The 13,389-nt window shown below is 68.7% G+C and carries 13 protein-coding genes and 1 tRNA gene; 9 read left to right on the top strand and 5 right to left on the bottom strand.

Translation table 11 applies throughout. From position 1 onward, the window contains the following. Position 1: 1 nt before the first annotated feature. Entirely contained in the window at positions 2-1,171 is a 1,170-nt protein-coding gene (locus HFV08_RS11075) for a methyltransferase domain-containing protein (protein WP_168538325.1), read from the top strand. A gap of 46 nt (positions 1,172-1,217) precedes the next feature. On the opposite strand, the gene HFV08_RS11070 is transcribed toward HFV08_RS11075, so the two are convergent. From HFV08_RS11070 to HFV08_RS11055, 4 genes are all read right to left on the bottom strand, one after another. After that, positions 1,218-2,936, bottom strand: a complete 1,719-nt coding sequence (locus HFV08_RS11070; RefSeq protein WP_168538323.1) for a relaxase/mobilization nuclease domain-containing protein — start codon at positions 2,934-2,936, stop codon at positions 1,218-1,220. Then, complete coding sequence (mobC, locus tag HFV08_RS31540) at positions 2,933-3,220, bottom strand: plasmid mobilization relaxosome protein MobC (RefSeq protein WP_040250497.1); 288 nt, start codon at positions 3,218-3,220, stop codon at positions 2,933-2,935. Before mobC ends, HFV08_RS11070 begins: the two co-directional genes overlap by 4 nt. A gap of 760 nt (positions 3,221-3,980) precedes the next feature. Continuing rightward, on the bottom strand, positions 3,981-4,628 hold the full coding sequence (locus HFV08_RS11060; protein ID WP_312885513.1) for a hypothetical protein: 648 nt from the start codon (positions 4,626-4,628) through the stop codon (positions 3,981-3,983). A 7-nt stretch (positions 4,629-4,635) separates the two neighbouring features. Then, positions 4,636-5,487, bottom strand: a complete 852-nt coding sequence (locus HFV08_RS11055) for a helix-turn-helix domain-containing protein (RefSeq protein ID WP_168538534.1) — start codon at positions 5,485-5,487, stop codon at positions 4,636-4,638. A gap of 477 nt (positions 5,488-5,964) precedes the next feature. Between HFV08_RS11055 and HFV08_RS11050 the strand changes: the two genes are divergently transcribed. From HFV08_RS11050 to HFV08_RS11030, 5 genes are all read left to right on the top strand, one after another. Further along, positions 5,965-6,222, top strand: a complete 258-nt coding sequence (locus tag HFV08_RS11050; protein ID WP_168538321.1) for a helix-turn-helix domain-containing protein — start codon at positions 5,965-5,967, stop codon at positions 6,220-6,222. A gap of 134 nt (positions 6,223-6,356) precedes the next feature. Next, on the top strand, positions 6,357-6,569 hold the full coding sequence (locus tag HFV08_RS11045) for a helix-turn-helix domain-containing protein (RefSeq protein ID WP_168538319.1): 213 nt from the start codon (positions 6,357-6,359) through the stop codon (positions 6,567-6,569). After that, on the top strand, positions 6,569-7,720 hold the full coding sequence (locus tag HFV08_RS11040; RefSeq protein WP_168538317.1) for a tyrosine-type recombinase/integrase: 1,152 nt from the start codon (positions 6,569-6,571) through the stop codon (positions 7,718-7,720). The genes HFV08_RS11045 and HFV08_RS11040 overlap by 1 nt, the downstream gene beginning before the upstream one ends. Before the next feature lie 159 nt (positions 7,721-7,879). After that, positions 7,880-9,937, top strand: coding sequence for a GNAT family N-acetyltransferase (locus HFV08_RS11035; RefSeq protein ID WP_168538315.1), 2,058 nt, complete (start codon positions 7,880-7,882; stop codon positions 9,935-9,937). Continuing rightward, positions 9,934-10,413 (top strand): ASCH domain-containing protein, encoded by a 480-nt coding sequence (locus tag HFV08_RS11030; RefSeq protein ID WP_237282733.1) that lies wholly within the window; start codon positions 9,934-9,936, stop codon positions 10,411-10,413. The genes HFV08_RS11035 and HFV08_RS11030 overlap by 4 nt, the downstream gene beginning before the upstream one ends. Before the next feature lie 491 nt (positions 10,414-10,904). Here the strand turns inward: HFV08_RS11030 and HFV08_RS11025 are convergent. Further along, positions 10,905-10,978, bottom strand: a tRNA-Gly gene (locus tag HFV08_RS11025). Positions 10,979-11,319: 341 nt separating this feature from the next. Between HFV08_RS11025 and HFV08_RS31535 the strand changes: the two genes are divergently transcribed. The 3 genes from HFV08_RS31535 (at position 11,320) to HFV08_RS11010 (ending at position 12,800) form a co-directional block, all read left to right on the top strand. Continuing rightward, positions 11,320-11,514, top strand: a complete 195-nt coding sequence (locus HFV08_RS31535) for a hypothetical protein (RefSeq protein ID WP_168538313.1) — start codon at positions 11,320-11,322, stop codon at positions 11,512-11,514. Positions 11,515-11,692: 178 nt separating this feature from the next. Further along, the gene (gene dcd, locus HFV08_RS11015; protein ID WP_168538311.1) at positions 11,693-12,268 is read left to right on the top strand and encodes a dCTP deaminase; all 576 of its coding nucleotides are present in this window, start codon (positions 11,693-11,695) and stop codon (positions 12,266-12,268) included. A 13-nt stretch (positions 12,269-12,281) separates the two neighbouring features. Continuing rightward, positions 12,282-12,800: a phosphoribosyltransferase gene (locus tag HFV08_RS11010; protein ID WP_168538309.1), complete on the top strand. Its 519-nt coding sequence runs from the start codon at positions 12,282-12,284 to the stop codon at positions 12,798-12,800. The last annotated feature ends 589 nt before the right edge of the window (positions 12,801-13,389 follow it).

The raw sequence follows: 13,389 nt of genomic DNA, 5'->3' as shown, positions 1-13,389 counted from the left end.
GTTGGCCCCCCACAGCCAGGCGCGCCCCAGCCACACCGGGCTGGGGCGCGCCCTCATGAGTGCGGGCGTCCTCACCCCGGACTGGGCGCCCTCCTTCGCCGCCGTGCCCCGGAGCTTGTTCCTGCCCGAGACCATGTGGCCCTTCGACATGGAACGAGGGACGAGCGTCGCGGTGTCGCGCGCTGTCGATCCCGAGCGCTGGCAGGACTACGCCGACTCGGACGTCCCGATCGTCACCCAGTGGGACGACGGCGAGCACACGGGAAGCGAGCCCGGAACGCTGCCGACGTCCTCGGCCTCCATGCCCAGCGTCGTCTTCGCCATGCTCGGCTCCCTCGGCGTCCGGGCCGGCGATCAGGTATTGGAGATCGGGACCGGGACGGGCTGGAACGCGGCCCTGCTCGCCCACCGCCTGGGCCCTCGGAACATCACCACCCTGGAAGTCGACGCCGCCGTCACCGAGACCGCGCACACCGCGCTGCACCAAGCCGGGTACCCGGTCCGGGCGGTGTGCACGGACGGCGCCCTCGGCTACCTGGACTACGCCCCGTACGACCGGATCATCGCCACCTGCGCGGTACGCGAGATTCCCGCCGCCTGGATCGAGCAGTGCGCACCCCGCGGTGTCATCCTCGCCCCCTGGGGAACGCACTGGGGTCATGGGGACGCGGTGGTGAAACTCGTGGTGAGTGCAGGTGGTGGCAGCGCCGGAGGGAAGTTCACTGGCCCCGTGGAGTTCATGAAACTGCGCGAGCAGCGCCAGCCGCCCGTCCGCCACCGGGACTACGTCACCCCCGACGCCGAACGCGAGGAACGCACGAGCCCGCTGACCAAGCAGCAGTTCCTCGGCGGCCCGTTCAGCCCCTTGCAGTTCACGCTCGGCCTGCGCGTGCCGCGCTGCGTGCGCCTAGTGGCCGAACCGGTGAACGAGCGGCAACCGGTGTGGCTGTACAGCCTCACCGACCACTCATGGGCCTGCGCCCTCTTCAAGGACCAACAACCCACCCAGGTCTGGCAGTCCGGCCGTCGCCGCCTGTGGGACGAGACCGAAGCCGCCTGCACCTGGTGGACCATGAACGGCCAACCCGCGCATGAGCGCTTCGGGCTGACCGTCACCGCGCGCGGGCAGTCCGCCTGGCTCGACACCCCCGAGCACAGTTGGCCCGTGTGACCAGCCCCAGCCCCAGCCCCAGGCGCTGGGTTGGGTTCACGCCAGGTCAGCGGCTGGGTAGGCGAGTTGCCGTGGGCACAGAGAGGTGTGATGGCCTGCGGTACGCGGGGTCAGCAGCCCGGGCGGGTTCCGGGGCCGGGGGGAAAGCGCGCATGTCGGTGGATCGGCGTAGTCGCCAGACCAGGACGTCGCTGACCGAGTCGGCGGTGTCCAGTTCCCGGTGCGTGGCGGCCTTGATGAGCAGGGTTCGCGGATCGTGGCCGGTCTGCGCGGCATCGGTGAGAGTGGTGGCCAGGGCGTCCCAGCCGGGCTCGGCCAGGATGCTTTCGGCGAGGTCGGGCAGGGCGTCGCGTACGAGGGTGGCGTGCTGGTGTCGCTGCGTTGGGGTGATGCGGCGGCTGCGTCCTCGTAGTGCCGTGAGGGGTCCGGCGGCGGCCTGGCGGTAGGCGGCCCGCAGGTGGTCGGCGGCCTGGTGGGCGGCCGCGGCCTGCTGGGCGTGCTGACGCCGCGCATGCCAGTGGGCCGCGGCGACGGCGAGGAAGAAGAGCATGTCCAGGGCCATCGCGGTGCCGGCCCCGTCCTCGCCCCGGCCCAGTGCGGGCCCGCTGTGGACGAGGTCGCGTGCCGCTCGGCGCAGGTCCTGGGCGTGGCGGTATTCGGCTCGGGTGTGGGAGCGCGAGGCCCGCTCGAACTCCCGAGCCGCCTGGCGGAGTTCGTCGCGGGTGTGGGGCGCGGAGGTCTTGGCGAGGGCATCGAGGACCTCGCCGGTGGCTGCGATCTGCGCTGCGGCTGCACCTTCGTCGGTGCCGTGGTCGAGGACGAGCAGGGCCGTCCACGCCGCGTGGGTGGCGGTGCGCCGTGCTGCGGCGGGTGCTGACTCCGGGATGCGGTCAACGGGCTGTTCGTCGGCGGCACTCTTCGGTGGCGCGGAGTCGGTGGTGAAGCGTTCCTGGACACGGGGCAGGGAGAGGTCGGGGGCGAGGGTGGATCCGGCGTAGTAGACCGGTTCGTCTTCGCCGTTGCGGTCGTCGGGCAGTGCGAGCTTGTAGCCCTTCAGGTCACCGGAGGGCAGCATCCTGGTCCGTACCAGGAGCCCGGCGTTCTTGAGGCGGTCGAGGAACTCCTCGGTGGAGGTGGCACCGGCCAGTGCGCGGCGGGCGGTCTCGCGCAGCTCCTCGCGTGCGGGACGGCTTCTGCCCTGGCGTTCGGCCTTGTGCCGCTCGGCGCTGGTGGCGCGCCGGGCAGCGGTGCCGTCGCCCGGGGCGACGCGGTGGAGGCCGTAGTCGGCTTCGATCTGGCGGGCTTCGGTCTGGGCACGCCGGCCGGAGCGGTGGTGAGCGGGGCGGCGGCCGTCTTCGCGTACGAGGGTGGCGATCACGTGGATGTGGTCGTCGGCGTGACGGACAGCGGCCCAGCGGCAGCCTGCCCCGTCGCCGGGGTCGATGCCCGTTGCCGCGACGATACGGCGGGCGATGTCGGCCCACTGCTCGTCGCTCAGGACCGGGTCGTCGGGGGAGGCGCGCACGGAGCAGTGCCATACGTGCTTCTCAGGCCGCTGGTCTGCGGCGAGCAGATGGAGGGGCTGGTCGAGGAGCTGCTGGAGGTCCCGCTTCGTCGTCGCAGGGTCGCGTCCGGGATCGGGGGCCATGCCGTCGAAGGAGGCGACCAGGTGCGGGTCGACGTGTTCCTCGTGGGTGCCCTTGCCGTAGAGGTAGTGCAGGAGCCCGAGGGTGCGGCCGCCCTGCTTGTGGATCCTGGGGATCACGCCGCGCTGTCCTGCTGCCGGTCGGCGACGCGGTCGGCCGCCTGCTGGACGGCGTGAGCCGCGCGTCGCAGTTCTCCCAGCACCTCGGCGAAGTGCGGCACGTCGGCTCCGGCGTTGAGGGCTCTGGCCATCTGGTTGACGTTGCTTCCGGCCCAGCCGAGTTGGCGGCGTACGCCGAACAGCGCGGTCAGGACATCGCGGTCGGTGGCGATCGCCTCCGCGGTGCGGGTCTGGTCGCGGGCGGCGGCCAGGGCGGAGTAGGCCAGGAAGGCGGCCACGCTCATACCGACACGGTCGGCGCCTTGCCGGACAAGAGCGAGCTCGTGCTCGTTCAGACGGACGCTGTGGGCAGGACGCTGCTTCCGGTCACGCGGGCGGGACCGTCTCCTTCCGGCTGTTCGGCCGCTCTGCGCGTGCTGCGATCCGCCCTCGGTCGCAGCCTTCTCGACCGGCGCCCCCTGGCGCCGGTCGAGCCCTGCCACCCCTGGGGCGGGGCCCGGTTCGGACGCTCCCTCCGCGGGGGAGTGTCCGAACCTCCAACTTGCTCCGGCTGAGGTCGGCGTCCTTGCTTCCTCCTGGTGGGTGGTGGGGTGGTCAGCACGTCGGTCGTGCACGTGTGGCTCTCCGGGGGGTTCGGGATGGGTGGTTGGGCCGCAAGGGGGGTGTCGACCGCTGGGGGCGTGTTGAAGCGGCCTGGCCAGCGCGAACCGGGACAGCGACTCGCGGGCTGGCCCTTCGGACAGAGGTGTCGGGTCGAGCGCCGAAGGCGAAGGTGGTGCGAGGGCGAGCTGTGACAGCGCGCAGCCCGCACGGTCCTCGGTCAGTTGGATACAGGCATGGAGAGTGGGGACGGTCCCCGTGACACACCGTCAGGGGGACCGTCCCGGCCCTCTCCTCCCGCGCGCTCGGTCCTGACTGGAAAGGTTGCCGTGTCCTCGTCCCGCGAGGGAGCTCTGGGGACCGATCAGATCAGCCCTTTGAGCTGCATTTCCGTGAGGACCGGTCCTCGGACGGCGCTCCCACGGTCCCGGACAGGACCGTCCCCTACGGCACGGTCCCCACCGAGCTGGTGGCGGTCGCCGGCATCATCGGCCTTCGAGGTTCGGTCCCCGATCGTGCTGTGTCCCCTCGCCGGGACGGGACCGGTCGGCGGTCCTCGGGTACCGAATGCGCAGGGGTCTCCCTGGCGGCGGTGGCCTCCCCCACAGCGCGACCACGCCGATAGCGGTCCAGCTCGGCGCGGACCGCGGGCGGGATGCATGAGCCGGTCTCGCGCAGGCGCTCCTTGATGTCACGGGTCCGGGCGCCGCTGGGGAGCTGCCGCTGTGAAGAGGGGGCTGCTGCCCCGGTGGCGGCGGCGCTACGAGATCGGAGCAACTCGGCTTGCCAGGCGGTCGGATCGTCCGGGTCGGCGAACGGCGTGGGGTCGGTGTGCCGGGCCAGACGGTCGCGGCGACAGGCCCGCCATCCGCGGGCAAGATCCACGGGAAGCATCGGGTAGGGCGATTCGAGGACGTGCGCCCGTATCGCTTCGCGGACGTCCCAGCCGTGGTCGGTGGTGAAGGGCACCTCGGCGAGGAGTTCCTGCCACTGCGCGATCTGCTCGCGGGCCCGGCCCGTGTCGGTGCGGATGGTGCGGGGGTCGAGTCGGCCGAGGTAGGCGAGGGCGGCGGCGACTTCGCGTCGGTCCACGGGCGGGTCACTCCGTTCCGGTCGGTTCGTCGAGGGCGGCGAGCAGGGCGGCCATGTGTGCCTCGGACCGCGTCATGCGGGAGGGCGGCGACGAGGCTGCGGTGCTCTCGCCGGGTACGGCGTAGAGGTTCGGGCGGCCGGGGGCGGGGGTGTGTTCGCGGGCGATCCAGCTGCGCCAGTCGGCGGCCCAGGCCCCAGCGGTGCGCGGCGGATAGGTGGCTCGGTAGGCGCGCCACTTCTCGTGGGCCGAACTCAGGGCCGGTTCGCCGAGGCGGTCGAGGTGGCCTTCGTGCTGGAGCCAGGCCCGAGCACCGCCGTCGATCTCCCACTGCTCGGCGGTGATGAGCGGGGCAGAGCTGCTGCTCTTACCGTTCACCTTTGGTTCTCTACCGTTCTGGGGGTCGGAATCCGTACCTCCGATGGGCCGGAATCCGTCCCCTCCCGGGGTCGGGATCCGTTCCCCCGGGTCGGATTCCGGCTCCGCCTCGAAGGGGTCCGCAGGGTCGGATTCCGTCCCCTCCGGGGTCGGATTCGGATCCCCCTGAGGGGCCGGATGCCGATCCCCCTCGGTGGTCTGCCGGGCGAGGAACCGGGCGGCTTCCGGGAGTTGGTAGTAGGTCTCCCCGCGGGGGCCCTTGCGGTGGGTGAGGCACACCAGCTCGCCGCTGGCGGCCAGCTTGGCCAGGGCCTCGCGCACGGCGGTACGGGAGGCGTTGGCGCGCTTCATGAGGGTGGGCACGGAGGCGTAGGCGATGCAGCGCCCGTCGACGCACCGGTCGGCGATCAGGGCGAGCACCATGCGGGCGGTGCCCTTGCTCTTGCTGTGGTCCCACACCCATTCGCGGGCGTCGTAGCTCATGGGGTGGCGGCTCCGAGGTGAGGTCGGGCAGGAGTGCGGGCCCTCGTGGGGCAGCGCGCAGGAGGCGGTACGGCTCAGCCTCGGCCCGAATTCCACGGGCATGGTGCAGGAGGCTGGTGGCTTCGTCCGGCCAAGACAGCCACACCGGCGCCGCAGAAGTCCAGCATTCCGCCGAGAAATCAGACAGCTGACGGCGAACACGTACCCCGAGGCGCTCGCAAAAGGGTAATGCCGGATTGCCTGTTGCCGAAATGGCTGCCCTCGAGGCCGAGCCAGACAGATCACACGGGAAGGCTGTTGACCGCCTCCGGCGCGCAAGCTACAACACAACACCGTACTTCAGAGCGTCTCTGCGGCTGTCTCGGCCATCACCCGCCGGACGCCCCGAAACCTCGCCCAGCCGCGACTTCCCTCGCGCAACATAACCGACGATCGCCGGTTACCCAAACCGGCGAATTCGAGTTACCAATAGGAGCCATGGCAACACGACCCCTGGAAATAGGTACGGCCGGAATGCGAACCGCTCGTGCTATCGAAATCCTCCGCGCCGAACACGGTCTCGCCCAGCGCGAGCTCGCCGCTCGCGTCACCGCCCTCGGCCGTCCGATGTCGAACACGATGCTGTCCCGCATCGAACGCGCCCAGCGCCGCTGCGACATCGACGACCTCGTCGCCCTCGCCCGAGCTTTGCAGGTGCCTCCGCTGGCACTCCTCCAAGAGGGCCACGGCGCCTAGAGGACCGCTCGCCTCGGACCACTGCCTGCCCCCCGAACCGCCTTGCCGGACAAAGGACCCACCACCCTTGCACGACCTCGCAATACCCCCTGTTCTCAACGACCCCAAGCGCCACGCGAAGAAGGCGACCGCCCATGGCTGATCGCCTCCTCACCGTCGCCGAGGCCGGCGAACTTCTCGGCACAGGTGAACGCTTCGTCCGCCGCCTGATCGCCGAACGCCGCATCCGCTACGTCAAGCTCGGTCGCCCGGTCCGTATCCCCGAGAGCGCGGTCGCCGAGTACGTCGAGGCGCGCACCGTCGAACCGGTTCGCCGTGTCCGCCGCCGCTACGGAAAGGCGGCTTGATGGCAGGGCGCAAGCCTCAGCGGCGACGTGAGTTCGGCACGACCCGCAAGCTTCCGTCCGGTCGGTGGCAGGCCCGCTACATCGGCCCCGATGGACAGCGTTACACCGCGCCGGAGACGTTCGAGACCAAGTCCGAAGCCCAGGAGTGGCTCAACCTCACCCGCGCCGACATCGAGCGCGACCACTGGCGCGACCCCGACGCCGGAGCAGTGAACTTCGAGGAGTACGCCCGCCGTTGGACGACAGAACGAGGCCTGGCCCCGACCACGCTCGACCGCTACGACGGCCTTCTTCGGCTCCACATCCTGCCGACCTTCGGCGGCAAGGACCTCGACGCGATCACACCACCCGCGGTCCGCACCTGGCGAGCCGACCGTCTGAAGGCCACCGGCGCCACCACCGTCGCCAAGTCGTACCGGCTCCTGAAGGCGATCCTTCAGACGGCGGTCGACGACGAACTCCTGCGGACCAATCCCTGCCGGATCAAGGGTGCGGGCAAAGAGGAGGCCGACGAACGGCCCACCGCCACCATCGCCCAGGTCTTCGACCTCGCGGACGCCATGGGCCCCCGCTGGCGCCTGATGGTCCTGCTCGGCGCCTTCGCCTCCCTCCGCCCGGAGGAACTGGCCGAACTGCGCCGCCACAGCGTCGACCTCGACGAGTGCTCGCTGCGGATCACGCTCGCGTCCCCGGAGCTCACCAATGGCAAGCGGGTCACCGGCGACCCCAAGACACGAGCGGGCAAGCGCACCGTCTACCTGCCCGACTTCCTTCTCCCGGAACTGCGCCGACACCTGCGCTGGTTCGCGGAGAAGGGGCCGGACGGCCTGCTCTTCGTCGGCGAAAAAGGCGCCCCCTTTCGCCGCTCGACCTTCGGCCGCAAGTGGCGCAAAGCCCGAGCGAAGGTCGGCATGCCGGACAACTTCCGCTTCTACGACCTCCGCCACACCGGCAACACCCTCGCCGCCGACACCGGCGCCAAACTCAAGGACCTCATGGTCCGCGCCGGCCACTCCTCAGAGCGGGCGCAGCTGATCTACCAGCACTCGACGGTGAGGCACCAGCGGAAGTTGGCGCAGGGGATCGATGCTGAGGTGCGTCAGGAAAGGCATGAATCGGCGGCCGACCGTCGGCGGGGCGCAGAGGCTTAGCCTTCCCCTGCGTGTCGACCGGCCGGAGCAGCAGTGGTCGGAGCACCGTGCGCCCCTTGTGCCCCCTTGAGTGCCGACCGTCCGTGAGATCAGCTTCTCGCATAGGTGCGACAGGGCAGTTGCGTCCGACTGCGCCCGGTGCCGCTGGGAGGGGAAGCAATGGCGATCAAGCTGGTACTCGTTTCGCCCGCGCAAGACGGGCTGGTCGACAAGGCCATAGCTTTGGGCAACCGCTACACCAAGTGGCTCGGGCTCCTGGCGCCACCTGCCTACCGCAAGGCGGCCGAGGACGGCGGTCTCCTGGCTGCTGTAGAAGCGGGTGAAGTGATCGGCTATGCCCTCTTCGGATTACCGAAGAGGAGTGCTCACATTCGCCTCGCCCATCTGTGTGTGGCAGAAGAACAGCGCGGACGGGGTATCGGTCGCCAACTGGTGGAGAGCATCAAGGAGCGGTATTCACATCGGCTCGGGATCAAGGCCAAGTGCCGACGGGACTATGAACTCAGCGGGATGTGGCGGAAGCTGGGGTTCGTCCCGCAAGGCGAGGTTCGCGGGCGTGGTCGTGACGGTGAGATCTTGGACGGCTGGTGGCTGGACCTCGGTCATCCGGACCTGTTCACGGAGATGGAAAGCGACGCGCTCCTCGTTGTGACCGTCGACCATGGCGTATTCGCCGACCTACGCGCTCGCGTCGACACGAGCGGTGCAGAGGAATCGCGTGCCCTTGAAGCGGGCTGGATGACGGATCTTGTCGAACTCGCCTATACCCCGCAACTGTTCCAGCAACTCCGGGACATCTCGGATACGGCAGAACGTCAGCATCAGCGCGCGGCTCTGTCGGGCCTGCGCAAGCTTGCTCCGGATGCCGCTGCCGTGGACGCGCGATGCGGTGAACTGCTGCAGGCCGCGCTGGACGCCTTACCGGATCCTGCTTCCGCTGGTGATCTCCAGCTCCGCCTCCAGTACGTGGCCGAGACCTCATGTGCCGGTCTGCAGGTCCTGGTGACTCGTGATCCATTGCTGGCCAGTCTGGCCGACGTGGCCTGGGACGTCGCACGTGTTCGTGTCGTTGCGCCTTCCGCCGTGACGCTGCACGTAGATGAGCTGCGACAAGCTCAGGTCTACCGTCCAGCAGACCTCATGGGTACGGAGTTCCGGTCCAGCGAGCTGACTCCCGGGTCGGAGGATGAGCTGGTCGCCTTCTTCCCGCAGTCAGGAGATGAGAGCGGATCCGCCTTCGCCGAGCGTCTGCGGTCCCTGAACGGCGACAGGGTTGCATGGCGTCGTGAGTTGTTGCGAGACGGCCAGGGACGCCCGGTCGCCCTCTACGCCTGGGTCCTGGACGGGAGAACGCTGTTGGTTCCCATCCTCCGTACTGCTGCTCATCTCCTGGAGGAGTCCCTTGCCAGGCAACTCCTTTTCCTGGTCAAACGACTTGGCCGCGAATGCGGGGCGGAAATCGTCAGTATCCAGGATCCCCATCTTTCCCCTGCTGCTCGTTCAGCGGCCGGTGAGGACGGCTTCTTGGAGCGGGACGGCATGCTCGTGGCTCTCCTGGTAGACGTCTGCGGCACGGCTGCCGAGGTCGAGGCCGTGGCGGGTGAGCTTGCGCGCGAGTTGAACGCGGAGGCGACCGACCTGCAGAGCGGCATGCCGGCCGAAGTGGCGGCTCTGGTGGAGCGAGCTTGGTGGCCGGTGAAAGTGATCGACTCCGAGTTGCCCTCGTTCCTTGTGCCCATTGATCCGCGTTGGTCCACCGAGCTCTTCAACGTGCCGGCCATGCTGATTCCGCGGAGCGAGGCTTTGGGCATCAGCCGGGAGCACGTCTACTACCGCTCCTCCGGGCACCGCGGTGAGAGCGTCCCCGCCAGACTTCTCTGGTACGTCAGCAAGGGGACATCCGGCGCAGAGGGGCAGATGGTGGTCGGGTGTTCCCGGCTCGACGAGGTGCTGATCGACACACCTGATGCCCTCTTCTCGAAATTCGAACACCTGGGCGTATATGGTCGAGCAGAGGTTCAGAAGGCTGCCGATGTCTCCGGTCGGGCCATGGCTCTGCGGTTCTCGGACACGGAGATCTTCCCCAAGCCGGTGACGCTGCGGCGATTGAACTACAGGGCCGGGGAGCTGGGGCTACGGTTGTCGCTGATCTCGCTGTCGAAGATCAGCAACGAGCTGTTCCAGGCGGTCTATCAAGAGGGGCACCGAACGACGTGAACGATCCGGAACGCGCGATGCTGCTGTCCGTCCACCCTCGCTTCGCCAACGCGATCCTGGCCGGCAGCAAGACGGTGGAGGTCCGCCGTCAACGCGTCGCCGCTCCTCCCGGAACGCCCGTCCTGCTGTACGCGACGACGCCAACCATGGCCCTGGTGGGTATGGCGCGCATCGCGTCCGTCCATGTGGCCTCCCCCAAGGAGGTCTGGTCGGCGCATCGTGCGCAGACAGGGATCACTCGGCGCGAGTACGACGTCTACATGGACGGCGCCGCCCAAGCGAGCGGCCTGACCTTGGAGGACCCCCTGTCCTTCGACAAGCCGGTGAGTCTCAGCGCGCTGCGTGCGGCGGGAACCTTCCACCCGCCGCAGAGCTATCGATATATGAACAGTGTTGACCTGCGCCAGGTGTCAGAAGCTGACCCGGCCGTGGGTAGCGCACTTCGTCGAGTGCTACCGGATGCGGTACACGCATAACGGATTGGGACTCCATGCCGATTGGTTGGCAGGCCCGTCGCGGTTCGTAGACCCGAAAGCTGCTCGGTGAGCCGTGCGTCCCTGCTGCAGCAACGGCATCGGACTGGATGCCGTGGCCGTGAGTCGCGCCCAGAGCATCTTGCGTGCGGCCGCTGGCGCGTTGTTCCTGAACAGACAGAGGGCACCCCGGGGTTGGCCGGGAGAGCGGTTGCCAGCCTTCTGGGCTCGCGTCGGCATCGTGGTCTGCGGACATCACTTGTGAACTCATATTTTGCGTAAGCGACTTCACTGCAGCGCTGAGTGCTGTGGCGTAGGTCACGCAAAATACGTCTCGCCATTCGAGACATGCGGAGGGCGGGCTGCTCAGGTGGGCCCTGGGTGCCGCCCTTGATGGTCGTTTCGCTGCGACTTAGGGCACGCGGAGGGCACGCCGCTCCCGAATTGGACTAGACAACACATAAGCCCCAGGCTGCTGGCCTGGGGCTTCACGATGGAGCGGGTGACGAGAATCGAACTCGCGCTCTCAGCTTGGGAAGCTGATGTTCTACCATTAAACTACACCCGCGTAGCTCGCCGAAGATCGACTGGCGAGCCGTTCGTACTCTACCCCATCTCAGGCCCCCGGCGTTCGAGTCGTGGGGCCTCTCTGTTGTTACCGGGCCTGTTGCCGGGCTTGTCGCCGGGGTTGTTCCCGGGCGGGGCCGGCCCCGGGTGTCGTGAGTGCGGGTGGTGGGGGCCGGGGCGTACGGTGGCGGGTGGTTTCGGGGTGCCGGCGGGGGGCGTTGGGGAGTCGGGGGAGTGTTGTTCCGGGGGTGGGGAGGCGCCTGGAAGGGCGTCCCTTTGATCCCGTAACGTGGCTTTCCTGAAGTCAGTTCGCGGCTCTGGGGAAGGGAAACCAAGGACTTGATGGAGCGCACCGTCGTCCGCTGTGCCGAGGGGCACGTGTTCAGTACCACTTCGTTCCCGATGCAGCAGGCGGGGCGGCTCGGCCCCGCCCGGCTGATCCGCTGCCCGCAGTGTGCCCGGCTGCGGCATGCCGTGCCGGTGGGGTCCGCTCCCGCGCGGTCCGCCGCCGCGGGATCCGCGGAGGGCGAGCGCTGAGGCCAACCGGGGCCGCGCGGGCGCCAGTTGCCCGCGGGCCCCGGCTGGGGCGCACCGAGACCGGGCTCGGGGGAGGGGCGCGCACGGCCGGCAGACGAGCTGCCCCGCAGCTCGCACCGCCCCCCGGCTCCCCCGCCCGTGTTGTAGCCGGACGCCGACCACTGCGTATCCTCGGGGCGTGCTTCTCTCTGACAAGGATCTCCGGGCCGAGATCGACGCCGGACGGGTGCGCATCGACCCGTTCGAGGAGTCGATGGTGCAGCCGTCGAGCATCGATGTGCGGCTCGACCGCTACTTCCGGGTGTTCGAGAACCACCGCTATCCGCATATCGACCCCTCCGCGGAGCAGGTCGACCTGACGCGAATGGTGGAGCCGGAGGGGGACGACGCGTTCATCCTGCACCCCGGTGAGTTCGTGCTCGCCTCCACCTACGAGGAGATCACGCTCCCCGAGGATCTCGCCTCCCGCCTGGAGGGCAAGAGCTCGCTGGGGCGGCTCGGTCTGGTGACGCACTCGACCGCCGGGTTCATCGACCCGGGGTTCTCCGGGCACGTCACCCTGGAGCTGTCCAATCTCGCGACCCTGCCGATCAAGTTGTGGCCGGGGATGAAGATCGGGCAGCTGTGCATGTTCAGGCTCAGCTCGCCCGCCGAGTTCCCCTACGGTTCCGAGCGCTACGGCTCCCGCTACCAGGGGCAGCGCGGGCCCACCGCCTCGCGCTCCTATCTGAACTTCCACCGGACCCAGGTCTGAGGGCGGACTCACCATGGCGAGCGGATCCGGGCAGCGCGAGAACCTGACGTACGAGCGGTTCGGCGAGGCGGTGCGCGAGCTGGCGCAGACCGTGGCCGACGACGGGTACGAGCCCGACATAGTGCTGTCCATCGCGCGCGGCGGCGTCTTCGTGGCGGGCGGGCTCGCCTACGCGCTGGACTGCAAGAACCTGCATCTGGTGAACGTCGAGTTCTACACCGGGGTCGGCACCACGCTCGACATGCCGGTCATGCTCGCGCCCGTCCCCAACGCGATCGACTTCACCGACAAGAAGGTGCTGATCGCCGACGACGTCGCCGACACCGGCAAGACCCTCAAGCTCGTCCGCGACTTCTGCCTGGACACCGTCGCCGAGGTGCGCAGCGCCGTCATCTACGAGAAGGCGCACTCGCTGGTGAAGTGCGAGTACGTGTGGAAGCGCACCGAGGAGTGGATCAACTTTCCGTGGAGCGTCTTGCCTCCGGTGCATAGGTCAGGCGAGGCACCCAAGCAGAACAACGAGGCGCTCTGACCCTGCACCCCACATCGCCCGCTGAGACTGTGAGCCCCGGCGTAGCTTCCGGGGCTCACGTGTGCTCCAGTTGCCTTCTGATCCGTAGCTCTATGTGGATCGGTTGCTGACGGTCATACAGGTCGCGCTTCGGCCCGACGGGGACGCTCTGAGGTGGGGCCAGTTGCTGTGGTTGCTGTTACTTCGCTGCTGTACCGCGTGGCGCTGCCGGGCCGCCAAGCGCTTGAGTCGGCGGTTCCTCTGCCCTGCTGCGCGCTGCTGAACTCTTACGATCTTCACGGTCTGCGAGTCGCTGATGAGGTCGTAGTTATAGAGAAAATTCAATCGTCGTCTTCAACAACGAGGTTTTGTAGGGCAGCGATGTGGCGCTTGGGATTGACCAGGCGACGCTTCGACTCCATCCATGCAGCACGCCCGCCGTCATCTTCGATCATGTGGGGGCCGTAGCTCACCTCTGGAACAGAGGGAGTGTCGTGCCTGACCAAACGCGCACGGCTCCGGAGGGCCTTTCGGTCCCAGGAGTATGCACAGGTCAATGGCTCGCAACCGCCCGGTGGGAACAGGCTCGTTCACAGATAGTCCACGAGCC

This window comes from Streptomyces physcomitrii (assembly GCF_012273655.1).
In the GTDB taxonomy this organism is placed as follows: Bacteria; Actinomycetota; Actinomycetes; order Streptomycetales; family Streptomycetaceae; genus Streptomyces; species Streptomyces physcomitrii.
Note: the sequence above shows the minus strand (reverse complement) of the source record. Positions and strands in the feature narration are given on the sequence as shown.

What these genes read in the sequence shown, in the direction of transcription:
- mobC (WP_040250497.1), bottom strand. Translation starts at nt 3,220, where the DNA reads ATGAGCGTGGCCGCCTTCCTGGCCTACTCCGCCCTGGCCGCCGCCCGC.
- HFV08_RS11040 (WP_168538317.1), top strand. Translation starts at nt 6,569, where the DNA reads ATGGCAGGGCGCAAGCCTCAGCGGCGACGTGAGTTCGGCACGACCCGC.
- HFV08_RS11050 (WP_168538321.1), top strand. Translation starts at nt 5,965, where the DNA reads ATGGCAACACGACCCCTGGAAATAGGTACGGCCGGAATGCGAACCGCT.
- HFV08_RS31535 (WP_168538313.1), top strand. Translation starts at nt 11,320, where the DNA reads ATGGAGCGCACCGTCGTCCGCTGTGCCGAGGGGCACGTGTTCAGTACC.
- HFV08_RS11055 (WP_168538534.1), bottom strand. Translation starts at nt 5,487, where the DNA reads ATGAGCTACGACGCCCGCGAATGGGTGTGGGACCACAGCAAGAGCAAG.
- HFV08_RS11045 (WP_168538319.1), top strand. Translation starts at nt 6,357, where the DNA reads ATGGCTGATCGCCTCCTCACCGTCGCCGAGGCCGGCGAACTTCTCGGC.
- HFV08_RS11035 (WP_168538315.1), top strand. Translation starts at nt 7,880, where the DNA reads ATGGCGATCAAGCTGGTACTCGTTTCGCCCGCGCAAGACGGGCTGGTC.
- HFV08_RS11010 (WP_168538309.1), top strand. Translation starts at nt 12,282, where the DNA reads ATGGCGAGCGGATCCGGGCAGCGCGAGAACCTGACGTACGAGCGGTTC.